The organism is Paenibacillus sp. FSL H8-0259, assembly GCF_037963255.1.
In the GTDB taxonomy this organism is placed as follows: Bacteria; Bacillota; Bacilli; order Paenibacillales; family Paenibacillaceae; genus Paenibacillus_AQ; species Paenibacillus_AQ phytohabitans.
Window position 1 is genome coordinate 5011355 of record NZ_CP150147.1, and the last position, 26230, is coordinate 5037584.

Annotated in this window: 26 protein-coding genes; 9 read left to right on the plus strand and 17 right to left on the minus strand. The window is 50.1% G+C overall.

Going from position 1 to position 26230, the window contains the following annotated elements:
- The 9 genes from NSU01_RS21645 to NSU01_RS21685 all read right to left on the minus strand — a co-directional run bounded on the left by NSU01_RS21645 (position 1) and on the right by NSU01_RS21685 (position 9888).
- On the minus strand, positions 1–1770 hold the full coding sequence (locus NSU01_RS21645; protein WP_076243255.1) for a glycoside hydrolase family 2: 1770 nt from the start codon (positions 1768–1770) through the stop codon (positions 1–3).
- Positions 1771–1982: 212 nt separating this feature from the next.
- A complete protein-coding gene (locus NSU01_RS21650; protein ID WP_339302337.1) occupies positions 1983–2900 on the minus strand; it encodes a helix-turn-helix domain-containing protein in 918 nt (305 codons plus the stop codon).
- Between the two features lie 261 nt (positions 2901–3161).
- On the minus strand, positions 3162–3902 hold the full coding sequence (locus tag NSU01_RS21655; RefSeq protein ID WP_144026028.1) for an MOSC domain-containing protein: 741 nt from the start codon (positions 3900–3902) through the stop codon (positions 3162–3164).
- Positions 3903–3922: 20 nt separating this feature from the next.
- Positions 3923–4558 (minus strand): hypothetical protein, encoded by a 636-nt coding sequence (locus NSU01_RS21660; protein ID WP_076243256.1) that lies wholly within the window; start codon positions 4556–4558, stop codon positions 3923–3925.
- Positions 4559–4691: 133 nt separating this feature from the next.
- Complete coding sequence (locus NSU01_RS21665) at positions 4692–6629, minus strand: ABC transporter permease (protein WP_076243257.1); 1938 nt, start codon at positions 6627–6629, stop codon at positions 4692–4694.
- Positions 6626–7381, minus strand: a complete 756-nt coding sequence (locus NSU01_RS21670; RefSeq protein ID WP_042138379.1) for an ABC transporter ATP-binding protein — start codon at positions 7379–7381, stop codon at positions 6626–6628. The genes NSU01_RS21665 and NSU01_RS21670 overlap by 4 nt, the downstream gene beginning before the upstream one ends.
- Before the next feature lie 98 nt (positions 7382–7479).
- The gene (locus NSU01_RS21675; protein WP_076243258.1) at positions 7480–8484 is read right to left on the minus strand and encodes a sensor histidine kinase; all 1005 of its coding nucleotides are present in this window, start codon (positions 8482–8484) and stop codon (positions 7480–7482) included.
- Positions 8481–9170 carry a response regulator transcription factor gene (locus NSU01_RS21680; protein WP_076243259.1) on the minus strand — a complete coding sequence of 230 codons (690 nt, stop codon included), beginning with the start codon at positions 9168–9170 and terminating at the stop codon, positions 8481–8483. The genes NSU01_RS21675 and NSU01_RS21680 overlap by 4 nt, the downstream gene beginning before the upstream one ends.
- Positions 9171–9198: 28 nt before the next feature.
- Positions 9199–9888 carry a hypothetical protein gene (locus NSU01_RS21685; RefSeq protein WP_144026029.1) on the minus strand — a complete coding sequence of 230 codons (690 nt, stop codon included), beginning with the start codon at positions 9886–9888 and terminating at the stop codon, positions 9199–9201.
- A gap of 156 nt (positions 9889–10044) precedes the next feature.
- On the opposite strand from NSU01_RS21685, the gene NSU01_RS21690 reads away from it, so the two are divergent.
- Positions 10045–10476 carry a flavodoxin domain-containing protein gene (locus NSU01_RS21690; RefSeq protein ID WP_042138384.1) on the plus strand — a complete coding sequence of 144 codons (432 nt, stop codon included), beginning with the start codon at positions 10045–10047 and terminating at the stop codon, positions 10474–10476.
- A gap of 17 nt (positions 10477–10493) precedes the next feature.
- On the opposite strand, the gene NSU01_RS21695 is transcribed toward NSU01_RS21690, so the two are convergent.
- On the minus strand, positions 10494–11453 hold the full coding sequence (locus NSU01_RS21695) for a LacI family DNA-binding transcriptional regulator (protein WP_076243261.1): 960 nt from the start codon (positions 11451–11453) through the stop codon (positions 10494–10496).
- 185 nt (positions 11454–11638) lie between these two features.
- On the opposite strand from NSU01_RS21695, the gene NSU01_RS21700 reads away from it, so the two are divergent.
- Positions 11639–12157, plus strand: a complete 519-nt coding sequence (locus NSU01_RS21700) for a hypothetical protein (protein WP_042138388.1) — start codon at positions 11639–11641, stop codon at positions 12155–12157.
- A 40-nt stretch (positions 12158–12197) separates the two neighbouring features.
- Here NSU01_RS21700 and NSU01_RS21705 read toward each other — a convergent pair whose 3' ends face one another.
- Positions 12198–12644, minus strand: coding sequence for a DUF1801 domain-containing protein (locus NSU01_RS21705; RefSeq protein WP_042138390.1), 447 nt, complete (start codon positions 12642–12644; stop codon positions 12198–12200).
- A gap of 176 nt (positions 12645–12820) precedes the next feature.
- Positions 12821–13561 (minus strand): SDR family oxidoreductase, encoded by a 741-nt coding sequence (locus NSU01_RS21710; protein ID WP_076243262.1) that lies wholly within the window; start codon positions 13559–13561, stop codon positions 12821–12823.
- Between the two features lie 160 nt (positions 13562–13721).
- Between NSU01_RS21710 and NSU01_RS21715 the strand changes: the two genes are divergently transcribed.
- On the plus strand, positions 13722–14306 hold the full coding sequence (locus NSU01_RS21715; RefSeq protein ID WP_042138394.1) for a TetR/AcrR family transcriptional regulator: 585 nt from the start codon (positions 13722–13724) through the stop codon (positions 14304–14306).
- An 83-nt stretch (positions 14307–14389) separates the two neighbouring features.
- On the opposite strand, the gene NSU01_RS21720 is transcribed toward NSU01_RS21715, so the two are convergent.
- Entirely contained in the window at positions 14390–14839 is a 450-nt protein-coding gene (locus NSU01_RS21720) for an HIT family protein (RefSeq protein ID WP_076243263.1), read from the minus strand.
- Between the two features lie 307 nt (positions 14840–15146).
- Between NSU01_RS21720 and NSU01_RS21725 the strand changes: the two genes are divergently transcribed.
- The gene (locus NSU01_RS21725) at positions 15147–16025 is read left to right on the plus strand and encodes a stalk domain-containing protein (RefSeq protein ID WP_076243264.1); all 879 of its coding nucleotides are present in this window, start codon (positions 15147–15149) and stop codon (positions 16023–16025) included.
- A 133-nt stretch (positions 16026–16158) separates the two neighbouring features.
- Here the strand turns inward: NSU01_RS21725 and NSU01_RS21730 are convergent, their stop codons facing one another.
- Positions 16159–16719, minus strand: coding sequence for a hypothetical protein (locus tag NSU01_RS21730; protein ID WP_042138395.1), 561 nt, complete (start codon positions 16717–16719; stop codon positions 16159–16161).
- Positions 16720–16880: 161 nt separating this feature from the next.
- Between NSU01_RS21730 and NSU01_RS21735 the strand changes: the two genes are divergently transcribed.
- Together NSU01_RS21735 and NSU01_RS21740 are read left to right on the plus strand one after the other, a co-directional pair.
- Positions 16881–17462 (plus strand): LysE family transporter, encoded by a 582-nt coding sequence (locus NSU01_RS21735; protein WP_076243265.1) that lies wholly within the window; start codon positions 16881–16883, stop codon positions 17460–17462.
- Between the two features lie 15 nt (positions 17463–17477).
- The gene (locus NSU01_RS21740) at positions 17478–18251 is read left to right on the plus strand and encodes an AraC family transcriptional regulator (RefSeq protein ID WP_076243393.1); all 774 of its coding nucleotides are present in this window, start codon (positions 17478–17480) and stop codon (positions 18249–18251) included.
- Positions 18252–18317: 66 nt separating this feature from the next.
- Here NSU01_RS21740 and NSU01_RS21745 read toward each other — a convergent pair whose 3' ends face one another.
- Both NSU01_RS21745 and NSU01_RS21750 read right to left on the minus strand, forming a co-directional pair.
- On the minus strand, positions 18318–18767 hold the full coding sequence (locus tag NSU01_RS21745) for an SRPBCC domain-containing protein (RefSeq protein ID WP_076243266.1): 450 nt from the start codon (positions 18765–18767) through the stop codon (positions 18318–18320).
- 15 nt (positions 18768–18782) lie between these two features.
- Positions 18783–20048 carry a DUF5050 domain-containing protein gene (locus NSU01_RS21750; RefSeq protein WP_076243267.1) on the minus strand — a complete coding sequence of 422 codons (1266 nt, stop codon included), beginning with the start codon at positions 20046–20048 and terminating at the stop codon, positions 18783–18785.
- 229 nt (positions 20049–20277) lie between these two features.
- On the opposite strand from NSU01_RS21750, the gene NSU01_RS21755 reads away from it, so the two are divergent.
- The 3 genes from NSU01_RS21755 to NSU01_RS21765 are packed head-to-tail and all read left to right on the plus strand — an operon-like array spanning position 20278 to position 25131.
- Entirely contained in the window at positions 20278–21405 is a 1128-nt protein-coding gene (locus NSU01_RS21755) for a hypothetical protein (protein WP_336101858.1), read from the plus strand.
- Positions 21406–21422: 17 nt separating this feature from the next.
- On the plus strand, positions 21423–23270 hold the full coding sequence (locus NSU01_RS21760; RefSeq protein ID WP_076243269.1) for an ABC transporter ATP-binding protein: 1848 nt from the start codon (positions 21423–21425) through the stop codon (positions 23268–23270).
- Positions 23260–25131, plus strand: a complete 1872-nt coding sequence (locus NSU01_RS21765; RefSeq protein ID WP_076243270.1) for an ABC transporter ATP-binding protein — start codon at positions 23260–23262, stop codon at positions 25129–25131. Before NSU01_RS21760 ends, NSU01_RS21765 begins: the two co-directional genes overlap by 11 nt.
- 318 nt (positions 25132–25449) lie before the next feature.
- On the opposite strand, the gene NSU01_RS21770 is transcribed toward NSU01_RS21765, so the two are convergent.
- Positions 25450–26136 (minus strand): hypothetical protein, encoded by a 687-nt coding sequence (locus NSU01_RS21770; RefSeq protein WP_256703796.1) that lies wholly within the window; start codon positions 26134–26136, stop codon positions 25450–25452.
- Positions 26137–26230: the final 94 nt, after the last annotated feature.

Consider the following 26230-nt stretch of genomic DNA (forward strand, 5'->3'; position numbering starts at 1 on the left):
TTATTCCTTCAGCTGCAAATTGGCCTTCCGGATCACTTCCAGCGGAATCTTCGGCGTCCGGTCCGCAGTGAGCAGCCCGTTCACTTCCTGCTGGACATCCGTAATCTGCGTATAGCAGTAGCCGCAAATATAAGGGGTGTCCTTGATAGCCTGCGTAATCTTGCGGAACCGTTCAATGAAGGCATCGGTGCTGCTTACCTGCTCTCCATACCCCCAGCCGTCACCGGAATCAAAGGCAATGCCGCCGAACTCACTGACGATCACCGGCTGGCCGCGGTATTCATAGCCCTGAGCCATGGCATATTTCCAGTTGTTGAATGAGGCTGCCCTGCCAAGTACGCTGCCGGAGTCTGCATAACGTTCAAGCAAGACATCTCCGCTCTCTTCATAATCATGCAGGGTGATGATATCGCTGATGGTATGCTCCCAGCCGTCATTCACAATGACCGGACGGTGCGGATCGATGGATTTGGTCAGATGATAGATCCCCTCGGTGAATTTCTGCTGCAGCTTGCTCGTGTAGACCTGCGGAATCCCCCACGATTCGTTAAAAGGCACCCAGGTGATAATCGAAGGATGATTATACTGCTGCCGGACAATCTCCGTCCATTCGTTCGTGAAGTTCTCCACAGCCTCATCATTGAACTCAAAGGTCGCCGCCATCTCCGACCAGACCAGCAGGCCCTTTACATCGCACCAGTACAGGAACCTGGCATCCTCAATCTTCATATGCTTGCGCACGCCGTTGTAGCCCATCGCCAGAATTGCGTCGATATCGGCAATCAGTGCTTCTTCGGACGGCGGGGTCAGATGGCTCTCCGGCCAGTAGCCCTGATCCAGAATGAGGCGCTGATACACCGGTGTATTGTTAAGCAGCACTTTGCCTTGTTCGACCGAAATTTTGCGCAGTCCGAAATAGGAATATACCCGGTCAATGACCTGATTATCTTTATAGAGAACAAACTCTACTTCGTACAATGTCGGCGCAGCAGGTGACCATGACTGCAGCTTCCACGGGCCGTTTGCTTCGTGAGTCAGCTCCACATCCAGCTGCAGCCAGGCCCGGTCTACATGGAGCGAGACCTGCTTGAACGTCTTCTGCCCCGTGCTGATCTTAGTCTCCAGGCGGAGATTGTCGTCCGCTGCCTGTGTCTGATATTCGAAACGGACAGAGCGGTTATCGAGATCCGGAGTGATTTTGACAGCTTTGAGATAGGAGGGCGACACATACTCTACCCACACACTTTGCCAGATTCCCGTTGTCTGCACATAGAAGCATTCGAAATTCTCATCCACCCAGCGCTGCTTGCCCCGCGGCTGAGTACAGCTCTGGCTGTCTTCCACCTTAACCACCAGACGGTTGGCCGCTCCCGCATCCGTGTTCACATAATCTGTGATGTCCAGCGAAAAGGCCGCATAACCTCCTTGATGCCCTCCTGCATAGCTGCCGTTAACCCACACCTTGGCTGTATAATCCACCGCCTGGAAGTTCAGCATCACCCGCTTACCGTTCAAGTCCGCAGGTAGCTGCAGTTCCCGCTCATACCATACATAAGGATGGAAGGTCGTCTCACCGATCCCGCTGGCCTCCGTCTCATAAGTAAAGGGAACCTGTATCTTCAGATCCCCGTGCAACTGCTCATTCCACCGCTCCCGTTCACCAACGTTGCCATCGTCAAACCGGAAACTCCATTCCCCGTTTAAGCTCTGCCATTCCTTACGGACGAACTGCGGACGCGGATAATCCTTAATATAATGCTCGGTTGCCATAGTATTGCACACGCTCCTTAAGAACAATATTTTTGTTTTATTACATTAAATATGTATTAATTATTGCAGAATCTGCTGAAATGTCAATCACCGATTGTACAGCATGAAGAACCTGCGCCTAAGGCGTCAGGTTCTCTGCATAAATATCGTAGGTTCATCGCAAATGCTACTCCGTCTATCGCTTGTCGTTGAAATTCCGTGACTCAGGTTTCTTATATTGTATAGAAGATCTTCATCACCAGATCCTGCTCATAATCGCCGAACTTCCGCCCGAACAGATTCATTCCGCCCTTGAAGACCGCATTCTCCTTCACACCCAGCCGCAGATCCACATGGTTCTGCTCTGTAAGCTTCAGCTGGCTCAGATTGACGGCGGATATCTCTTTGTGGTCGATCGTGCTGCGGGTATTGTCTACGCTCCAGGTCTTGAGCGAGCCGAACTGGGTACCCGTATCGATCCACCAGGAAGGATTCAGCTTCCCGCGTCTGCCGCCGAAGTCGCCGGGCGAGGTCCAGGTGCCAACCTCCACATTGTTGATCCACAAGGTAATATCCGAAGGCCAGTCGTTCTCATAATTCGGCGCCTCGGAGCAGATCTCCATCGAGAACTGGATCAGGCGGACCGCTGCCCCCTGCGGGATTTCCAGCGGATAGCGGTATTCGAGATACCCCTTTCGCAGCCAGAGCAGCTGGGCATGAACACGGTCCGGATGGAAAAAACCCGCCGGTGAGTCCTCCACAATAATCGGCCCAGCCTCACTGACCATGCCGCAGGTGGGCGCCACTTCACAGGCCGTGAAATTGCCGATCGGCATTGCAATCTCGTAGCAATAGTCCCCTTGCTCCGCCTTCGCGCGGCGTTCCGGCACATTAATGATGATCTTGATATCATCATAGATGCGGCTGCAGACCTTCATGGAGCCGCGCGAAGCCGGCAGCAGCTCGGTCTCAATCAGCCCCGCCTGCTCCAGTACCTTCACATTCGAGGCGGAGGTGGATACCGGTATCTCCAGCGCCTCCGCCAGCTCCACTACATTCATTCTCCGGCTGTTGAGCAGCTCCAGCATTCTTAGTCTAAGCTCCGTAGACAACGCATGCGTCACTTTCACCAGTTCCTCAGGATGTTCCATGGATAATTCCAGAATATCGATCACCGCTTTGCTGTCTATTTAAGATCTATTCCTATTCCTGCACAAAATACAACATTCTCCTCATTAAATCAGCCCAAATTGAAAATTGTTGTATAAAAGGCAGCATTCCCCCGCCTTCAAGCGGCTTAGCGGGAAAATTCCTGTATATCGTACAACAATCCTCCCGAATGCCCGGGTATTCAACAGTCAGTGTTGTATTATCTACAACATTCATGCCTAGTCAGCGTCAACTTAAGAAACTCACTCCGCTACGGACCCTTCCGGCAGCAGAACCACCTGATCCCCCAGCCGGACCTCCCCGGTCCGGATCACAGAAGCATATACGCCAAAGTTCAGATTGAACTCCTTATTCACTTGTTTGAGCAGCGAGCTGTCCCGCTCCAGGGTATCCGGATTCATCGTAATCATAACGCAGCGGTCACAATAGCTGTCCACCTGCAGCTCTGCACCGCCTATCGATAAACGCCGGCCGAGCCATTCCTCTTCCCCAAGGGAATCCTCACTCACTTCCACGACAAAGTTCCCCCTGAAGCGGCGCTGATCAACAGGCTTGCCCCATAACGCCTTCAGCTTCTTCAGGCTCTTATCGGTCACAAGCAGAATACTGGCCCCGTCCACAGATAACAGCTGCGGGTGTTTCGCTTCCGGGTGAGGCGCTTTGAACTCTGACATCGTAATTTGCGTAGAGGTCAGACTCTGGATTTCATTAAGCAGCTCCGCATCCCAGCCGAAGACTCTGCCGTCTGCCGCCGTTACCCGGATATCCCCCTCGATATATTCTGCTTGATAACTAAGCATATTGGGGATCTTTCTGGCCGTAACATACTGCCACCAATCCTTCTTGGTCATATCATAGAAAGAGCAGTACCGGTCCCCCTGCACCCCGTAAGATTCTATCTTACACGCTTCCAGCTCTTCTCCCGCAAAGGATTTCACCGGATAGCGGTTAATCGCCGTAATTTCACCAACTGTAATGGACACTAATTCCGCACCTCTTCTGTCTATAATGTAATGTTCCATCCTTTCTCCGAATCTTCAATTATCCTTCTGCTCTTATCCGATAATGCCTTCTGCAGTAAGGTTTCATTGTAGCCCTGATCCTTAAACACACGGAGTATGGCTTCTGCCCGGTCCATCCTGTTTCTCCGGATATTCGACTCCAGCTGAATCTCCAGCGGGACTACAGGAACGGTATATCCGGCAAAAGGCAGCAGCTTAGCATAGCTCCAGATCGCCTGCCCGCCTTCCCAGATTCCCTCACCGTCTTCGGAATCAGGAATGCCCGCTGAATCAGAAATATGTACCACTTCCACAACAAAATCCTCAATGATCCATTTTCCTTTGGTCCAGGTGAACCCTGAAGCAAACGACTGCGTGAACAACGGTTCCTCGATTGACGATAACCAGCCCGGTTGTTCCCAGGACAAGAGAGGTTTAACCTTTAAGCTAAAGGGTTCAAGGACAGAAGCGATAACCGCCGCATCCCCTGCGTTCTGTGCATACAAATCGAGATCCCCCGGGGTCATCTCCGCTCCTTGCAGTACCGAAGCGACTGAGCCTACGATGATCCATTTACAGTCTGCGCCTGATTTGGCGTAACGCTCACATACTGCTGTTAATGCTTCACTATAACTCATAGATGCCTCCTGCAATATAAACAGTATAGACCATACACTTTACCGTTTCGGCAAACACCTGTCCAGTTCCTTCCACTACAAAAAGTTTCGCAAAATAGCCCCACAAAGTGGGGCCTTGGCTTCGGGTGATGACTTATAGTGATTCCCGGATCACACGCTTGTAATACAGTACGGACAGCAGGCCGAAGATCGAATACAGCACAGTGTAAACCGCCATTACCACGAACATCGGAGTAAGCATTTCGGTGCCGAAGAAGAACCAGCCGGACTTCACCGCGAAGTAGCTGTGGCACAGGCCGATGACCAGCGGAATGCCGAAATTGAACAGCTGCTTGAACTGGATACCGCGCAGCAGGTCTCCCTGAGTGAAGCCCAGCTTGCGCAGAATCGTGTATCCGTCCTTCTCCTCCTCGCCTTCATCCATCTGCTTGAAGTAGAGAATGCAGCCGGAGGTGATGAGGAAGGTCAAACCCAGGAAACCGACGATGAACATAATGAGGCCCATATTCGTACGCTGGTTCAATTCATATTCATATTGGGCGAAGCTTGGTGCTTCCGGCTGCTGGTCCACATAGATTTGATATGCTTTCTCTTTCTGCGAGCGGTCAAGCAGTTCAATGCCGTAATAGTTGTCCGCTTCTTTCTTCATCTGCAGCTTCGGGTCCAGCGACTTAGCCAATTCCTGATACACGGACTCATCGACTACAAACACACCGGCGCCGCCGCTATAATAAAAGGGAAGGATCGCATCCGCAGATAAGCTGATTAACTGCTGCTTAATGCTGCCGTTAGCAGTTATTAGCCCGACTTCTCCGGGATCAAGGCCCATGAATTTGTCCAGCGTGCTGTCATAACCCATAATCCGGACTTCCCCGGGTAATACATCGATACCTTCCACACTGCTGTCGCTGACAACAGAGGTGCTGAGGATGCGGTCATCGGGATTGTCGAAATTATTTTTGCTCATGATATGCTGTGCGTCCACTTCGATCTGAAGCGGATGCATTTCAATCTCTGTGTACTTAATGTGCTGCTCATCCAGGGCCTGGACAAACCGCTCCTTCACGGCCGCTCTGGCGAAGCCAAAATCATCCGGGGAGCTCTGCTTGGCTGTGGCCTCCGCCGAATAGTACGAAATATAGCTGAGGGACAGCAAACCGATGGCAAGCGCAGAGACCGTTGTGATGATTGTCAGCAGCAGCGAATTCGACTTCATCCGGAACATAATGGACGAGAGCGACAAGACCTCGTTGATGGATAAGTAGCCTTTTTCGCTATTGCGGATCGTATTAAATATGAAGCTGACTGAGCCCTTATAGAACAGATAAGTGCCGGCAATCACCAGAGCGAGGATGACAATCATGGCGGCCATCAGACCAGTCATAGTGACAAATTTGCCGCTGAACAGCTGTGTGGATACATAATAACCGCCAGTAATGAATCCGATGCCGAGCAGTCCGAGAATAATCTCCCACACCGGCATTTTACGGATACGCTGCTGGGTGGTGGATGTCGCCTTGAAGAGGGACAGGATGCTTTGCGCTTTAATGAAGGTGTAGTTCATGATCATAATCAGCACGTACACGGCAGCAAAGACCAGAATCGTCCGCACAAGCGCCTCCGGAGAGAAGCGGAGCTTCGCCTGGGCTTCTACGGCAAGAATTTTGTACAGGATCATCAGAATCAGCCGTGACATCACAAAGCCCGCACCCATGCCTAGAATCATAGACCCGAAATACAGAATCAGGTTCTCCGCACTCAGCAGCCGGAAGATCTTCCCCTTCGTCAGCCCGATCAGCTGGAACAGCCCGATCTCCTTGCTGCGCCGCTTGATGAAGATCGTATTGGCATACAGCAGGAAGATCGCGACAATGGCAATCAGCAGTATGGAGGAAGCGCCAATGGCTGCACCGCCTTTGATTGAACCGCTGACGGCATCCATAGCCGGATCGAATTGCAGCGTCACGAACGAGAAATACAGGGCAACACTGAACACAAGTGCGAAGACATACAGATAATAGTTTTTGATATTCTTCTTCAAATTACGGAAGATAATATAGTTCAGACTCATTGCGCAGCACCGCCAAGCACGCCCTGGGTATTGATAATATCGTTGAAGAAGGACTGCCGCGATTCATCGCCTTTGTTCAGCTGCGTGTAGATTTGCCCGTCGCGGATGAATACTACCCGGCTGCAATAGCTCGCGGCAACGGCATCATGGGTGACCATGACAATAGTAGCCTGGCGTTTCAGGTTCATATCGGCGAGCTTGTTCAGCAGATCGGAAGCCGACTTGGAATCCAGAGCCCCTGTAGGCTCATCGGCAAAAATAATACTCGGATCATGCACAAACGCCCGCGCCGCCGAGGTACGCTGCTTCTGCCCGCCCGAGATTTCGGCCGGATATTTGTCCTTCAGCTCATATATTCCCAGTTCGCCCGCCACCTGCTCGAACTTCTGGTGAGCCTCCTTCTTCGGGATCCCGGTGATTGAGAGCGGCAGCAGCACATTTTCTTTAACAGTCAGCGTATCCAGCAGATTATAATCCTGAAAAATAAATCCGAGATGTTGCTTGCGGAACTCCGCCAGCTGCTTCTCCTTCATCCCTGTGAATTCCTTGCCCTCTATTTCAATGGTCCCCTGGCTCACCCGGTCGATGGAGGACAGGACATTCAGCAGAGTCGTTTTGCCGGAACCGGAAGGACCCATGATTCCTACGAACTCCCCTTTATTCACCTGAAGATCGATCCCCTTCAAGACCTCCTGCTTGTTAAATTTATTGCCATAGGTTTTATAGATTTTGTTAGCCTGCATAATAACCATTATTCACCCACTCCTTTTCTATAGATCTATCATAAGCGGGCTGATATACATTATCCTGCGCTTCGCCGAACAAAGTGAAGAAGCATGTGACATTATTGTCACACGCCTGTAATTCTCTGAAAGTCGTTCTCCCGGGGAAAAGTAAGCGTAAATATACTCCCTTCTCCGGGTACAGATGCCGCATGAATGCTGATCAGCAACGGCTCTGCCACCTGCCGGGTCAGATAGAGTCCCATTCCGGTGGCTGCACCATCCTGGCGCCCGCGCGATGACGTGAAGCCTTTGTCATAGATCCGCGGCAGATCCCTAGGGTCAATCCCCTGCCCGCTGTCTTCTATAGTAAGCACGGTATGGCCGTCCTTTTCACCACTCCTGATGAGGATATCCGAGGCTTCGCTGTACTTCACCGCATTCGTGAGCAGCTGTCTGAGCATGAAGGCCAGCCATTTGCCGTCAGTCAGCACCTCTTCCACCTCAAGCTCCACATCAAAACCGATTCCCTTGGAGATACACCATGACTTCAGCGCCCGGATTTCCTTATTAAGAACCGGCTCCAGACTGATATTCTCTATGAACAGATCATTGCGCATAAAAGGAATCCGTTTCTGATGAAGCTGCTGGTCAAGCAGATGATGAATCCGCAGCCATTCGTACATGAGCTGTCTTTGCAGGGTTTCATCCGGCAGCCGCTCTATCATTAGCTGCATCGCAGTGAGCGGCGTCTTAACCTCATGAATCCAGGACAGCAGGTCATCCTTCTCAGACTCCAGCAGCTGGTAATTGACGGAGGATTCCCGCTTGTACCTGTCAGTCTGGGCGGTAACCGCCTCATGGACGATCCGCTCCAGCGGACTGCCGGGCTCAATTACAGCATGAAGGTCATAGATCTGATCCCAGGCTTCCAGGCTCCTGTAGAATCTGGTTTCTTTGGCATATCTCAGGAATACGAACGCGAGACATAGCAGCACATTCAGCAGCACAATGTACAATACCGGCAGCAACGGGATAGCAGCATCAACATAAGCCACGAATATAATAATGAGCTGCAGGACGGCAAGCAGCAGCAGCCAGCTCCGCTTCTCGGTTATGTATTTCCTTATCATTCTGCCGCCTCTTCGGTCGCCATATACCCCTGCCCGACCTTGGTCTCAATGAAAGAATCCAGTCCCAGCGGTTCAAGCTTTTTGCGCAGCCGGTTTACATTTACGGTCAGGGTATTGTCACTCACGAAATGCTCATTGTCCCATAAGCTCTTAATCATCTCTTCACGGTCAACGATGCTGTCCTTGCGCTCCACTAATATTTTGAGGATCAGCATCTCATTCTTCGTCAGCAGAGCTGCTCCCTGATTGTTAGTCACCGTATTCTTCACGAATTCAATTGCTGCCCCGCGCCAGGTCTTCAGCTCTGTGCGTTCGGTGCTATAATTGTAGACCCGGCGGAGCGTGGCCTGAATTTTGGCAATCAGCACTTCGAAGTGAAACGGCTTCTGGATGAAGTCATCCGCTCCCAGCTGCATGGACATCACCATATCACTCGGGTGATCGCGGGAGGAGAGGAAGATAATCGGCACGTTGGAGTGAGCCCGCAGAATCCGGCACCAGTGGAATCCGTCGAATTGCGGCAGCTGAATATCAATCACCACCAGATCCGGCTTCACCTCCGTAAATTCCTGCAGGACCTTGCCGAAATTCGTGATCCCGTATACCTCATACGACCACTGGGACAGTCTTTCCTTGATCTCCCCGAACAGGGTGATGTCGTCTTCAATAAGCATGATTTTGAACAAAATGGACTCTCCTTCTGCAGATATTTCGTTATTCAAAGATCATTCTGACAACCCGGTGTGGAGCAATACTGTTAATTACTGCGGTATCGCTCGAAATCATTGACTTCCAAATATCCTCAAACGTCAGATTGCTGTCATCCGTCAGCACAATAAACCTGCTGTCCTTCAGCGGGTTTCCCACCTGACCGGTAAGGCTCAACAAATGAGCGAAGGGCTCTTGCTTCTGAGACTCTGCGGTATTATCAAACAAATAATACTTCTTATCCTGAACGAACAGATCACAATAAAAAGGGCTCTCCGTTTCATCATCAAAAAAATTGGCAATGCGAATCCCGTTGTTACTGCCTTGAACTGCCGAATTCATAAACTTATCCCATACTTCCTGGCCTTCAGCCAGCTCACTGTTATGCAGTACTACATATCCAGCCGCAGCTGCCTCTTCCATTGTATAATCCCCGGGCAGTCCGGTGAACCCTGTATAGAAACCTCTCATGTCCAGCGTCAGGGCAACTGTATGACCGGCAGCTTCTCCCGCGGTATTATTTGTAAAATCATCTGTTGCTTTACCCGTTGTATTCCCCGCTGCAGTAACCGCAGTAATATCAGCAGTCACACCAGCAGCATTATTAACGGTATTCCCCTCATTCTTGCAGCCTGCCAGCAAACCCGCAGTACATATAACCGCCAGTACACCTGTCATCATCTTAAGCCTCTTCATCCCCATTACTCCCCGCTGGAAATTGTAATTATTGGATAATTATACTTCACATTGATGAATTGACAAAGGCTTGGGCAAGTTTTAGAATACTAAATATATCTTGATGATCAAGATAATTGAATTCGAAGATATTTTTCGGACCGGGAGGGCTCATGAATGGCATTACTAATCTTATACGCTACCAAATCTGGAGCTTCAGAGCAATGTGCGTTCCTTCTGGCAGAATATATTCCCGGTAGCACGTTATGCAATCTGGAGTCAGAGAAGCCGGACATTGAGAACTATGACCACATCATTCTGGGGGCTGGTGTACGCGACGGCAAGCTCTACAAGCCAGTCCGCGATTTCATCAAAAAAAACAAACCCGCCCTGCTGGACAAGCAGATGGGCTACTATATCTGCAATGAGAAGCCCAAGAAAACCGAAGAGATTATCACGGATAATATTCCTGAGGATCTAAGGCAGGCCTCTCTCTGTATTGAGTCTTTTGGCGGATATAAAGCCTATGCCGCTCCCGCAAAGGATGCGGATCAGCTCAAAGGAATTTTCGTGGAGAGAATCCGCACTTTTTCAGAACATTTCAAATAACCCGCTATGTCCCTCACTTATACTGTCTGCCGCTCAATCATGTTCAAATGAATCTCTTCATGGGCCCGGCCCCCGTCCACCGCCTGCAGAAAAGCCCTCCGGCCGATCTCCACCAGCGGTATCTCGAAGGTTGTGATGTGCATCATTCTGGCGATCGGCTGATTGTCGAACCCTACAATGGCAAGCTGACCCGGCACCTCTATCCCATTCTCCCGGCAAAAGGACAGAATTCCCGCAGCCACCTGATCACTGGTAACCAGCAGTGCAGTTGGAGGGTCGTCCATCTTCAGAATCCGCTGCATAATCCATTCCCCGTCTTCCAGCTGCACACAATCGTAGAACATATAGTCATGGTTATAGGCTTCATGCCGGTTCATATAGAAGTCCCGGTAGGCTGCCTCCCTTAAATTGCTGTTAGGACTGGACTGTCTAGCCAGGCAATAGCCGATCTTGTAATGGCCTTTGCTCCTCAGATAGGTAAGCGCACGGGTAAAGCTCTGATAGTGATCCATAAATATGGATGACACATGATGTCCCCTGCCATCCTCCAGCACAATAATAGGCCCGTACTGCGTATACTCGTCAACAATCTCCCAGCTGCAGGTCCGCGAACAGATAATCAGCGCATCAATCTGCTTCAGCTTCAGCATCATCAGTGCATCCAGCTCCCGCTCCACTTCATAGTTGGACTGAATCAGCACCAGCTTATAATTATCCTTGATAGCCTCATCCGCTATTCCTTCAACGACCATCCCGAAATACGGCCGCGTGATATAGGGAACGACCACCCCAATCAGATTCGTCCTTCCCCTGCTTAGATGTACTGCATTTATATTACGTTCATAATCGGCCGTCTCCATAGCCTGCAGAACGGCTTCCCTCTTTGCCTGGCTTACATAAGGATGACCGTTAAGAACTCGGGATACGGTTGTGACCGAGACTCCGGCTAGCTTCGCAATATCTTTGATATTCGCCATAAATTCCACCTTCCCATGCTTGCTGCATATAGCCTGTACTCCTCTTAATCTTACCTCAAACCGCTGGAATGCGTTACATTCAGACCACAAATAAAGCATTTGACATGGAAGGCGTTTCATAGATTACAGTGGTTCTGTAATAGGGCGGAATCAGGGCTAAGTATTGTAAAAGAGGTGAGTAGAAGATGTACAACGAGGATGCCGGGGCTGATCCAAAGAATCACCACCGGGAATTATGGGATACGTATGAGGCTCTGGCCGGATTCATGGGTGCGCAGCTGATCGAGCACCCTTTTCCGCAGACTATGGGGTCTCTTGTTTCGTTTGAGCTGATGACCAAATTCCATACGTCATTGCTGGCAGAACGCCTGCTGCTGAATTCAGGCTTCTGCCATGAGGCTTATTGTATACTGCGCCTGATGCTTGAATACACGATTACTTTGAAATTCATTCTGCTCCTGCCTGAAGAAAGGGCCATGCGCTATTTGGATGACAACTCCGCAGCTTCCCGGCCGTTTGATTTCGACATTCCGCTGATGGCAGACGAAACCCATATGCAGGAGTGGCTACGAATCATTGAACACCCTCTTTCCGGCTGCTCCAGCCCGCTTGAAGCTGGAGATCTGCTGGTGAAATCCTGTGAGCTGACATCTCTTATGCTGGAAACCTGCCGGAATAAAGAAGATGAAAAAATAGATTGTTGATGTTCACATTCCCCTTCGTATGTCCGTACAAGAAGGGTAGTCAGCTTTGAACAGTCTCTTTCATCCATCTGGCGACCAGAGCGGCCAATTTCGCCCGCTTGAGCTCCAGATCCGTATTATCCGTAATCTTCACAACGGCCCTATCCCCCGTGATCCACTCCAGCAGTCCGGAAGTATCCGTGAACAAGGGTTCCGTGGCAGCTGCTTCCTTCACTTTCACACCGGTATGGAAGATCAGCCGGAAGCAGCCTTTCCCCTGCAAGTTCATGGTTACACGGTCTTGTCGGTTGTAGCAAAAACTCGGCGCATTCCACTTTATCTGCTCCGTGATGTCATCAGCTGCACTCAGGATTATCTTCCGTACTTCTTCAATCTCATCTTTAAGCGGATGCTCCAGCTCCTTCAGAAATAGGGCTACCTGTTCCGGTCCGGTCAGTTTCACAGTCTTGCTGCGACCAGCTGCGGGTTCTTTAGAGCTTGAGGCCATGGTTAGGCTCACCCTTTCATTATGGTTATCCTCAAACCATTCGCTTCACTCGCAATAATTCCTTTATAGAACTCACCCTGCAAATATAGCAAAAAGCAGCGCCTCCCCCTAACAGGAGCTGCGCTGCTTGTCTCATTCCTTCGCTGGCCGGCTTCTACTGATGGTTCAGCACAGCCTTATGGCAGGATCGTCGGTCTAATCACAATCTCATTCACACTGGTATCCTCAGGTTCATTAATCGCATATACGATCGCTCTGGCAATACTGTAAGGAGATATTGCCATGCTGTTCATCTGGCCTGCCATCGCCCGGATCTCCGGACTGCTGATCGTGTGGGTCAGCTCTGTGTCCGTCATCCCCGGCGAGATAATGGTCGAACGGATATGGGAGGCGGCTGATTCTTCCTGGCGCAGCCCTTCAGAGATGGCCCGGACAGCATATTTGGTCGCGCTGTAGACTGCAGATGAAGGACTCACGCTATAACCTGCTACCGAGGACAGGTTGATGATATGCCCCGACTGCTGCTCCCTCATAACTGGCAGAACGGCAGCGATGCCATACAGCACGCCTTTGATATTGACATCGATCATCTGATCCCATTCATGTACCTTCAGCTCCTGCAGCATGGATGCGGGCATTACCCCGGCGTTATTCACCAGTACATCAATACGTCCGAATTGCTGCAGGGCGAATCTTGCCAGCTTCTCCATCTCCTCCGCAGAAGTTACATCGGTCTGCAGATACACGGCATCACCGCCTTCCTGCACAATTTCACTGACAATGGTCTGCAGGTGCTCTGTTCTTCTGGCTGCCAAGACGAGCTTTGCGCCTGTTTGAGCCAGCAGCCGGGCTGCAGCTTCGCCTATACCGCTTGAAGCTCCCGTAATGATAATGACTTTGGATTGTTTATTTTCCACTTGTGACCTCTCCTTTATTCAACTTGTGTTGATTATCTGACTGGTGTTGCTTATTATTATATAGAGAAGAGATGGTAATTCAATCGCTAATGTAAGCGGAAATGTCCTATATACAACAAGTGCAGGCTATGTGTTCATTAACTGAAGGAGGTTCATCATCATGGGTACCGGAATCAAGACAGACAGACGGATTCTGAGAACAAGAGAAGCGATTAACAGAGCTTTTCTGGAGCTTTTTGGGGAGAAGGAGCTGGAACAAATCACGATCAACGATATCGCGGAACGGGCGAATGTAAACCGGGGAACCGTCTATCTGCACTACACCGACAAATATGACCTGCTCAACAGATGCATTGAGGACCATCTGGGCAGAATGTTCCTATCCTGCAATATGACCCGCACTCCGGACGGAGATGTTGGACTAATCAGCGAAATGAAGCCGGTATTTCTCTATTTCGAACAGAACTTCCTGTTCTTCTCGGCTATGCTTGCCAACCAGAGAACCACAATCTTCCGTGAACGCCTGCTGGAGATTGTCTCGGCGAATGTAATTCATAAGCTGGAGATGGAGAAGTCTGTTCCTGAAGGAATGGATAAACAGCTCATTGCCCATTTCATGGCCTCGGCCTTCGTGGGCACTGTCGAGTGGTGGATTCAGAACCGGATGCCGCATGCTCCGGAAGAGATGGCGCAGCAGGTTCGGAGCTTGTTTGAGGGTAATACCATGTATAGGGGGCATCAATAATCCCGCACCTCTTCCACTTGGGAAAGATGCGGGATCCGCAGCCGGGGACCAGGGCCTCCGGGTTAATCAATATGTACGCTGAATTAGACTAACTTATTCAGTTCAGTCAATAATGCCTGTTTCAGTTCTGCCAGCCTTTCCTCACTTGGTTTGCAGCTGTCTGCGTACATCGTTTCTCTGGGTGTCCACCAGACGGGATGTGCCGGATTCGGTTCCGTTAGCTGTCTCGGGAAAATATGCCAGTGCATATGCGAATCGCCGTTTCCCAGCAGCTCATAATTTAATTTGTGCGGCTTGAATGCCTTATACACCGCTTCTGCTGCGATGCTCATTTCGAGCAGAAATTTCTGTTTGTAGCCGCTGTCCAGTTCATGCAGCTCGCGTTTATGTTCCTTACCCAAAAATAAAGTGTAGCCTTCGAAATATTGATGGTCTCCAAGCACCACATACCCTGTCTCGAGCTCGGCTACAAAGTACTTATTTGTGCCTTCTTTGATCATATTAATGCGGCTGCAAATCAAACATTCTTCCATAGTGTGAAACCTCCTATTAGATAAGTAAAACTGTCCATTATCACCACTTGTGTAAGCTGAACTTAAAAATGATGGCCAGCCGATAGACACACCTCTTCCTGAGCCGGGTTTCGTCCATGCAACAAGTCAGATTCTTAAGTTGACTCTATATAGCAATAACTATTTATGAAATGCCCCTAAATAATAACATTACAGATGTCGATAATATTAAAGCAATATAAATTCCTTAGAAAGGAAAATAAATATATTATTGAGATTTTAATACATAGGTCAAATATCATATAGTGAGTAGGAGGAATTATTTAGTATGAATATTACAAAAAAAGTATTTATCTCTTCCATTTTGGCTACCGGATTGTTATGCGGGGCTGTAGGGGTTTACGCTGCAGACGGGGTTTCGTTAGTACAAGCTTACCTTAATAGTACTATTAAGTTTACTGTGAATGGCGTTTCGTGGACTCCTAAAGATGCTAGTGGAAATAAACTCTCCCCTCTAGTATACAATGGTTCAACCTACCTTCCCGCCAAGGCAGTCGGTGAAGCAATGAATGCATCCGTTCTTTGGAATGCTGGTACTAAAACCGTTGCCATTACAACTACAGGAAGTGCCAGCGCCGGAGAACCTTATAATGATTCATCATCAGCTACGACTACACCAGTCACCAACGTACCAGTAACAACTGCTCCAGCAGCTACCGCCCCTGCCTCTCAGTCAAGCAGCCTTCCAAGTGGACTGCTCACCCTGCCTTATAATCATGATCTCACTGCAGTAGGCGAAAATAACAAATCGGTAGCATTAGCTTTTATCCAAGCTTACGGAAATGCCTTAACTTCCGGATCCAACTCAAGCTATAATGCTTTAATCGATAAATATGTGATTGACGATTTAAATGACTACGACATGGGCTACAAAAAAACATCGAAGGACAATGCAGCTAAATCGATTTCCGGGGTAGTAAAATTGAATGATAGTGGAGTTATCACGAAATATGCAGGTATTTTAAAGAGTGCCACACTTAGTGATGTGAAATTAGACACAACCTGGTCTGAAAAATATTCAACCTCTACTACATTGTGCTACAAAGTAGAATTACCCGGCTTCTTCATATCTTCATTCAGTGTCTTTTTTGAATTTGATATGGATAAAGAAACGAACACTTATTATCTTGTAGCAGTCAATATCTAAACTTCCAAATGAATAGAAGGTGTGCGGGCCCATGATGGCTTGCACACCTTTTTTGGATATACCCAAAAGAAATAGATGCTTCTCAAAAGTTTGGAAGGATGCCGCACCAAATGAATGTCTAAATAGCTCGCTCTTATTCGCTGACAACGATGAACTGGCGATTCTTCCATTCGAAATCCGGCTCCGCCTGGAACCCGGAGAGGCTGATCTGCCGGTTAAGCTCCTTGCGGGGCAGCTCCCCGAATCGTCCTGTATCATCTGCAAAGCAGGAATACAGCTCGAATTGCTCACCAGGAAGCAGGTTATCCTGCAGATAACGGAATAACTCCGCAACGCATTTCCTGCCTGTTACAGCAGCACCGGGATAGGGCTCAGCCACTTCGGAGATCATTTGGAAGCTCCCCCCTTCAGGATTCACCTGATAAACCAGAGGTTTCTTGAACAGATGCGACGAATCCTCCTGTGTCAGCGGTCCGGAAACATACAGGCCGGCAGCATCCTCCGCCGTCTCAAAGACCTCAATCATTTTCCCTTCCAGCGTACCGCTCTCCCTCATACCCTTCACTGGAAATTTGTCCAGGGCAGCAGGATCATTCTGCATCAAGTAATCCTTGAGCTTCATCATGGTCCCCCGCTGTCCGAAGGAGCCGGCAGGAAGCTCACGGTCAGCGGCGATATAATAAAACAAGGTCAACAGTGTTCTCTCCCCTCTTCCCGCAAGCAGCCAGGTTCACATTGACTAGTATACCGCAGCTCCGGACTATAATGCCTCTCAGGCGGGCACCTGCAATAATGTACTATAGCCATTTCCCTGCCGGGTGTATATTCATGTGACTACTTCACCTGGAGGTCATCATGAATATCGTTTCTTTTATCATCTATTGTATTGTGGTAACCTTCACACCCGGCCCTACCAATATAGTGATTCTATCTTCCGTACAGCATCACGGGGCCAGAAAAACAATGGGATACGTTGGCGGAGCCACTCTGGCGTTTGGACTGCTGCTTGCCGCCTCTGCCCTGCTGAACCGCATGCTTGCGGACATCATTCCGCATATTCTCGGCGTTATGCAGATCATCGGCAGCCTGTACATGCTCTACCTGGCTTACCAGGTCTACACTATGGGCCGTACCGAGGAGAATCCCCGGCAATCCTCCGGATTTGTCTCCGGGCTGCTGATGCAATTCGCCAATCCGAAGGTGCTGCTGTTCACGCTGACCGTTATCCCGGGTTACGTTATGCCTTATTATAGTTCACCCGCAGCAGCCTTCATCTTCGTTATGGTAATTACTGTAATAGGTTTTCTCGCATTCACTACCTGGGTCGTATTCGGCTCCATATTCAAGAGCTTTCTGCAGCGGCATCAGCGGGTGATGAATAGTATCATGGCACTTTTTCTAGTATACTCTGCTGTAATGGTATCCGGAATTTTATAGAGGACGGTGATTAAGGTGGAACAATTCAATTATAGAAAGTCTGCAGAGATTCTCGCCTTATCGGCCAGCATGACGGATTTCACTTACAAAAAGCATTGTCACGAAGAATATGCCCTGGGCGTAACACTGCGCGGAATCCAGCAATACCATCTGGCCGGCAGCCTGCACTCCTCCCATCCGGGCGGTGTCATGTTGTTTAACCCCGAGCAGTATCACGACGGCAATTCCTATGACAGAGAAGGTATTGATTATGTCATGCTCTATATCAAGCCGGCCATGTTTGCAGAGATTCTGGGCAAGCAGGAACTGCGGTTCACCTCGCCTATCGTCTATGACAAGGAGCTGGCGCAATCTATCTGTTCCTTGAATCAAGCGGTCCAGAATGGCGCTGACAGCGCACTTTGCAGTGAACTGCTGCTTCAGCTGGCCCATCTGGCCGCCCACACCGAAATCGAAGCCGCCATGCGGACCGATAGTGCCTTTGTTCAGCAGGCCAAGGAAATGATGTACTACAGCCTCGGCCAAGTGCTTAAGCTTGATCACATCTCACAGGAGTTAGGCCTGTCCAAATACCAGTTCATCCGCGAGTTCAAATCACATACAGGCATCTCCCCTTACCAATTCTTCCTGAACTGCAAGGTTGAGCATGCGAGACAATCGCTCGAAAAGACCAAAGATGTCTATTTCGCAGTAGCGGAATGCGGCTTCACAGACCTGACTCACCTGAACCGGCATTTCAAAAGTGTCTTCGGCCTTACAGCCTATGAATACATGTCCCAGCTGGCTTAATCCATATTCTTCGGCGCCCGCATAGCAGTATCCTTGTCCACTTCTTATGTTACGGAATCCGCACTGTTACTCTGCCGCCAGCACCTTCTCAAACTGTTCCAGCACCATCGGCCACGCCTGCTCATGCTGGTCCCTGGACTCCTCATCCGGGAAACCGGCATGCGTCAAGCAAAGCAGGGTATCAGTACCCCGAGTCTCTAATTCAACCCGTACCACGGTTTCCGCCCCCTTCGTCCCTCCTGCACCGGTAACCCAGGTCATTTCCACCAGGCGGTCCTTCTCCAGACTCAGGAATCGCCCGTAATGCGGATAACGCTGGCCTTCATGACGTGTTTCGAAGAAGAACGGAGTATTCACGCTTCCCTCCATGGACACCGTGCCCGGCGCTGCAAACCAGCGGTCAAACTGCTTCGTCCAAGCCTTGTACAGGTCTTCTGGTGAGGCTGACAACAGGCGTTCCACACTCAGGTTATACGGCCTGGATGAAAGATCAGGTGCATTTACGGCCATAGCCATTGTAATCATCCCTCCCTATTCGATGTCTAGTTCTACAAAACGGTTTGTTACAGCATTCAAATAATACAGCTTGTTATCCACGATGTGGATATATAAAGTCTTGTCATCACCCAGCTTCTCACTGGTATAATCGGTTAGATTGAGCCGGTACAGCTTCTTGCTGTACTCTGAGTAATTGCTGAAGTACAGATGGTTTCCGCTCAGATTCATCTCTTTGCCATTCAGACCGGAAATTCGGTTTAATCCGGTTCCATCCAAGTTCATAATATATAAATTCTCTTTGAAATTGAAGTACATAATATCGTCTTTCATCACTATATTAGTGATGTATCCGCCATCCAGCAGCTTCTTTTTGTGGCTGCCGTTCAGATCCATAACAAACAGCTTACTGAAGTCAATCGTGTAGTAGATCTTTCCGCCATACACCGCCAGGCTGGATACCCCGTACTGTTCAAGCACCGTTCTGGAGCTGCCGTCGGTCTTCATCCGGTAGAGCGGCTTGTTCATCGAAGAATTTCCCTGCGTGAAGTAGATCCAATTATCAGCAACCGTCACCAGGTTCTTCCCGATGGCAAAATCTCTAAGCATCGTCCGGTCCGAGCCGTCCGTATTCATGCTGAACAGCTTGTTGTTGTCGCCCGTATAATACAGCTTTCCGTCTACAAGATTAATATAAGCCGCATATTCGTCATCGCTGAGCTTCTGAAGTTCAGTACCCTCCTTCTTCTGTTTATAGAGCCTCCCCGAGTCTTTCGGATTATTGAAATATACCCATTGATTGTCTGTAGCGTACAAGCCTCCATTGTTCAGATTGCCCACCGAATTCCCGGTTATACCAGAACCGACGGGTTGTACGGCTTCTTCCTGCTTGATTGCTACCTGACCGTTGGCATAGGTGACCGTTGCATCAAAAACCTCAGAAAGCACCCGGAGCGGCACCAGCATTCTTCCATTCACCAGTCTCGGAGCCGCGGCCAGCGTGAACGGCTGCTGATTCTTATAGGCTGCGGTCGAGCCCGCCGTTAGACTCAGCGTAATGGTTCCTTTGGAGATTATGATTGCTTTATTATTCCCCGGAACAATCATCCCGCCCAGCTCATCCGCCACGAAGCGGAGGGGAACATACACCGTACCCTGATCATTCACTGGCTGCACATCAAAATTCACCAGCTTCCCATTGACTGTAACCGTAACCGCCGGCTGATCCGCCGGAGCTGCGTAGCCTGTCCCCGCCCCCGTTAAACTCAGCAGCAAAGGGGCAATAATGAACCATTTTCTCAATGAACACACCTCTTTGAACTCAATTTCTGAACAAACAACTCTTATGTATTCTACACCCTTCTTCTTCATTCTTCCATAATATCAAAGGATCACCATCCTGAAGATCAGCTTCCGCACACAATGTTCACTTTACAATTTCTTGTATATGGTTTATTTTAACATTAAGTATTCACTGAATGTTGTTGTATGTTAGTCAACATTCAGTATTCAAAATAATTAACTGGAGGACATGATGAACCATTCTTTGCAGGAGACATTACTGAAGAATATCCGCTTTGCTTACAACGAAGCAATCGAGCTTGTGATTTCCATGGGAATGCTTGCTTGTGAGGACCAGATCTCAGATTTGGCAGAGGATTATAAAATCGAAGCAGATGAGCTGCTTGGAGCCTATCTTGATGATGCGCGCAAGCGGTTATCCCCCTTCTTTACCCGTGAGCTGCTGTTTTTTTTCCGTTATGACCTGCTTCATCATGCACTTGATTTCCCGTTGTATGAATCCATCTTCACTCATCGGGAAGTGCTAACTGCAGAGGCGTTGATTAACCGGCTGGATAACAGCCCTGCGGAGCATATCGTTGCAGAGATGGTCTACGGCGTCTACAACGATAACCTGGAAGCGCTGCTCCAGGGCAACGACTGGGAGATGGTCAAGAAGGATCTGAAGAAGCTCTCTGAACTGGTGACTGCAACAAAACCGCAGCCCGAGGTTGCTGAAGCCCATGCGCCGCTGCTTGAATGTCTCGCTAATCCGCAAGAGACCAAGCTGCGCTTCCTGCAGCTATTGCGTCAGTTCAATCAGGATGTCTTCATTCACTGGAAAGACCGGATCCGTGAGCTTTCTGAGCAGGCTTCCCGCAGGTATGAGGCTCAATTCCGCAGCAACCCTGAGGTTTTCATTCGTGAAATCCACAATAATGAACCTTCGCTGTTTGACTTCCCCGTCACCTTCCATGTCAGCTTTGTTTTCCAGGTGGCAAATGGCTTTTACAATTTCCACACCGATGCCGGGCAGGTCGGCTGGGTCATCTTCGGCATTAATAATGAACGGGTGCACGGACCCGCCGCTGACCGGGAGAAAACCGAACTGTTTCTCAAAGCCTTCTCGGATAAGCGGCGGCTGGATTTCCTGCTGTTACTCAAGCAGCGCCCGCATTACGGCCAAGAAATTGCTGCTGCGCTAGGCATTACACCGGCTGCTGTGAAGTATCATTCCAACTTCCTGTTCTTTCTGGATCTGCTCGAAGTCGAACGGGTGGATCACCGGCTGTATTACGTGCTTAGAACCGATACTTTGCGCAATCTGCTGGCCTTGATGGCTAAAGTTATGCTGGACAAAGATCAATTCATGAGTTGATAACTGGAGGGGTCCACTTGAACAGGAACACGAATACCGCGGCAACGCCGCTGGATGAACCGCCCGCCGCTGCCCAGAGTACATTTATACGTTTGCTGCAGCTAGGCAAACCTTATACAGGCTGGTATATCATTCTGTGTGTTCTGGCAGCGGTCAGCTCACTCACAACTGTAGGTTTGGCTGAGTCCCTGCGGCGGATTATCAATGCGGCCACCAACCACAACACCTCCGGTCTGACAGCCGGAATGACCTTTGCTGCTGTCATCGTAGTTACGGATGCCGGAGTCCACTTTCTGAATACATATCTCTCAGGTCTGCTTGAGATCAAATCTACCTCGAAACTCCAGATGTCCATGCTGACAAGAATGCTGAATGTCCGGATGAAGGATCTGGACCGCTATCATTCCGCCGATCTAATCAGCCGGATGAATGACTCGGCTCCAGCCGCACAGCAGGGAATAAACCGGAAGACGATTGAACTGATCAGCAATCTGCTACAAATCATCTTTCTGCTCACTTATCTGCTGTCTCTGCAATTTGCTCTGACACTGGGAACAATCATCATCTGTGCGCTGGTTCCGCTGGTTATGCTCCCCTTCACCTCACGGCTCCGCACCATGAATGAGCAGCGTCAGAGCATTGAGAGCGCCCAGCAGGCATTCATCCAGGATTCGATGCAGGGCGCTGAGGTGGTGCGTGCCTTCTCCCTTGCTCCCCGTCTACTCGGGCAATTCACCAGCAGAGTCCGGCAATACAACACAGTCCACCTGCCGCTCTCTCGGGTAGAAGCTGTAGGTTACAATATGCCTCTGGCTGTTATCCTGGGCGGATTACTGTATGTACTCTCCTATGGCGGCTATCTTGTAATTGGGGGGCGGATTGATGTAGGCGCCGTTGCTGCTTTTCTCATTTGCTTTGAACAAATTTCGAATCCGGTATCGCGGCTTGCCAACCTGTGGACAGAACTGCAGGCTTCGCTGGCACAGGGGAAGCGTTTATTTGAGATCATGGATTTAACCGAAGAAGGCATCAGCCCTGCTAATTCGGGTACCGCAGGGCATCTGGCTGAAGCATGGGATACCGTTAATCTGCCCGTTGCCGGACAGCTGCCGCTCATATTCAACAATGTCAGCTTCGGGTACGGACAAACGAAAGTAATCACTGAAACTCAGCTGCGGATTGAGCCAGGTAAGGTTACCGCTTTCGCCGGAGCCAGCGGGAGCGGCAAGAGCACGATTCTTCAGCTAATGCTTGCAGCTTATGTACCTGACGGAGGAAGCATTTATCACGGCAGCACGCCCCTACATACGATTCCTCCGCGCAGCTGGCGCAGCCGTATCGCCTATGTATCCCAGGAGCCTTATCTGTTCTCCGGAACTCTATACGAGAATATTGCCTGGGGACGGCCGGAAGCCTCCCGGGAAGAGGTGATAGCCGCCGCACAGAATGCAGGTATCCACGAGTTCATTATGCGGATGCCGCAGGAATACAATACTCTCATCGGTGAGCGAGGGCTTACCTTATCTGGAGGTGAACGCCAGCGTCTATCGATTGCTCGCGCCTTCGTCCGTGAACCGGGGCTGCTGCTGCTTGATGAACCTACTGCTGCCCTTGACAGCCATAATGAAGAGATTGTCCAGCAGGCATTGAAGGCCCTGATGACGAACCGGACAACGGTCGTAGTCGCCCACCGGCTCTCAACTATTAAGTACGCTGATCATATCTACTTCATGGAGGCCGGAGCAATTGTTGAACAAGGGACCCATATGGAGCTGATGGCGCTGCAAGGTAAATATCACGCAATGGCCCAGGCGGGCATTCAGACAGAGGCTGCTGCCGGAGGAGGACTGCAAAATGAATACTAAATCATCATCATCCGGCCGAATCCGGCTCGGGGAAGCCCTCCAGCGGCTGCTTCCTTATGTCAAGCCATACCGGCTCGGCTTTCTGGCAGCAATAGTGCTGCTAATGGCCAGGCTTGCACTGGATATCGGATTTGCTACAATTCAGCAGGTTTTCATTGATACGATCAACAGCACGAACATGCAGTCACTGACACGGATAACCTTAATTTGTTCACTGGCCTGCTTCCTGATTATTCTCTGTCTTATGCTGCAGCATTACTTCCGCTTCACCGTGCACAGCCGGATGGCCTGGGATTTCCGGGCGAAGCTGTTTGACGCGAGCCACCGGCTGCCTTACCGCCAGCTGGAAGCCATGCACTCCGGGGATCTGACCTCCCGGAATACCAAGGATGCCGGAGCGGCCATGGGGATGATTAGCAGTCTGGTCTACGATCTGGGTTATAATCTTCTGCTCTGCCTGGTTGCATTTCTGTATTTGGCCAGCATGGATGTCTGGCTTGCACTACTTGCACTTGGAACGGGCCCCGTTGTCTTTCTGTCCGGCCGTTTCTTTGACCGCAGACTGCGTAAGCTGTTCACGGAAATCTATGCCCAGGAAGCCTTGCTGCGGGGAATCCTGCAGGAGACCCTCCAGGGGATGAAGGTTATCCGTTCATTTTCACTGGAGAGTACGCTGCTGGGCAGGTATGCAGCTGAACGCGAGCAGTTGAACCGGCTCCAGAAGCAAAAAACTCTGTTAAACGCACTGCTCTGGCATTCTTCAGCCTTCATCAACAATGCAGTAATGATCAGCTGTGCGGTACTAATTGCCCGGTCAGCGCTCCGTGGGGAGACTTCGGCAGGGGAAGTGCTTGCCTTCATCATCCTGATGGGACGTGTTCAGTGGCCATTCGTCCATATGTCGCAGACATGGGGCGGAGTACAGGAATCTCTCGGGGCAGCTGACCGTGTATTTGAGATTCTTGATGCTCCCCGGGAAGGGGCAGCATCTAGCGATGAACAGGATTCTGCTACCGCATCCGCTGCGGTAGCCGCCGCTGAAGCAACCGCCTTGGCGGAAGCTGCTGCACTAAGCATACAGGGGCTGCACTACAGCTTCGCGGGACCCCAGTCCAGGGAGGGAACCTGTCTGAGCGGGATCCACCTTGAGCTGAAGTATGGCGAGACGGTTGCCGTTGTCGGCCCCAGCGGCTCGGGCAAGACGACACTTGTACGGTTGTGCTGCGGACTCTATGAACCGGAGGCCGGCAGTATTACCGTGTGCGGTTATGGTGTGCATGATCACCTGGAGGCGGCGCGCCTGAGGATCTCCTATGTGCCGCAGAATCCTTACCTGTTCTCCGGCAGCATCCGGGATAATCTCGCGTTCAGCGATGAACATGCCAGCGATGAAGAAATCCGGGAAGCTGCCCGCCTGGCAGGTGCAGATGAATTTATTATGCGGCTGCCTGAAGGATACGACACGCTGATCGGTGAACACGGCTCTACTTTATCAGGCGGTCAACGGCAGCGCCTCGCCATCGCCAGAGCTTTTCTGCGTAATGCCCCGCTCCTGCTGCTGGATGAAGCTACTTCAGCACTCGACAACGAGTCCGAACGGCTGGTTCAGCAATCGCTTGATCTGTTGATGAAAGACCGGACCACCCTCGTGATTGCCCACAGGCTCTCAACGGTAAGGGAGGCTTCGCGGATCATTGTTCTGGATCATGGAAGAATTGTTGAAGAAGGCACACATGATGCGCTCATTGAACAGGATGGGCTCTATGCGGAGCTGTATCATTTACAGTTTAGAACAGCACCGGTTGAAGAATTGGAATCCGCATCCTATGCGAAATCCCTTACTTCAGTATTACCGGCATAACATCAGTTCTCCCGGGAAAACAAATCACAATTACAGACGAAGACCCCGAAGGTCCGTGTCACCACGGCGGCCGGAGTCTTCGTCTCTTTTCAGACTCAAATAGAAATGTTGTACGTTTTGCAACTTTGATACTTAGATACCCGGATACTCGGGAAGATTGTTGTATGAAATGCAGGAATTCTCCCAATTAACGGCTTGTTCACGGAGGAATGCTGCATTGTGTACAACAATTTGCGATTAGGGCTGATATTACAAGGGAATTGTTGTATTTCGTGCAACACTCCCGCCATTGAAGGTTATGCGAAGCCCCTGCACTTTTTATTTTGAACCACCTAGCGGAATCGCCCCGCTGTCTCTGGCGTCTGTTATGATTTTGGAAGCGGCCACTTCCCCGTCCTCATCAAACCCTTCAATCTCAAACGGGACACCCGCCGTAACCGGCTGAAAAGCGAACCAAATCGTCCGGTCTGATCCGACTTTAATCAGCTTTGCTTCGGATGTATCCGTTCCTGCCTCCTTCTGCTCGACTGTAATATGCTGAATGGACGGGTTCAGAACATCTCCGATCACCATGGGAAATGGAGTCGAAATATGCTCCAGTTCAGGAAAACACATATAATTTATTGCAGAGCTCTCCGGACCTCCGCCCATTCCGTAGCCGCCTCCCCATACCCACTTCCATCCGAGCCAGGTTTTGCGGACATACTCTACTTGAAGATTACTGCTGCCTTGCTGCCCCGGCCGGGTAAGAAATACCAGCTCCCCTCTGGCTGCAGGCTCCTGATGAATTACAGTCATCGTGTCAGAGGCGCGGAACAGCCGGACAGCTTCTTCCGGACTTTTGCCAAGTGGAATCTGGAGGGTCTGGTCCATTCCGAGTGAGCGGGACATCCGCTGGTCAGACCATCCGCCCGGTCTTTCATACATATACAAAAGTAAATAGAGTACGGCTACGGAAGCTAGAATCACTCCGGCAGCCATTCCCAATCTCCGGCTATTCTTCATGAATAATTGCATCCCCTGTCCCATGTGTTTGCGCTTACAATACCTTCCATAATACTATAGAATATTTCAGCGCAGAATACAAAAAAGCCCGTAG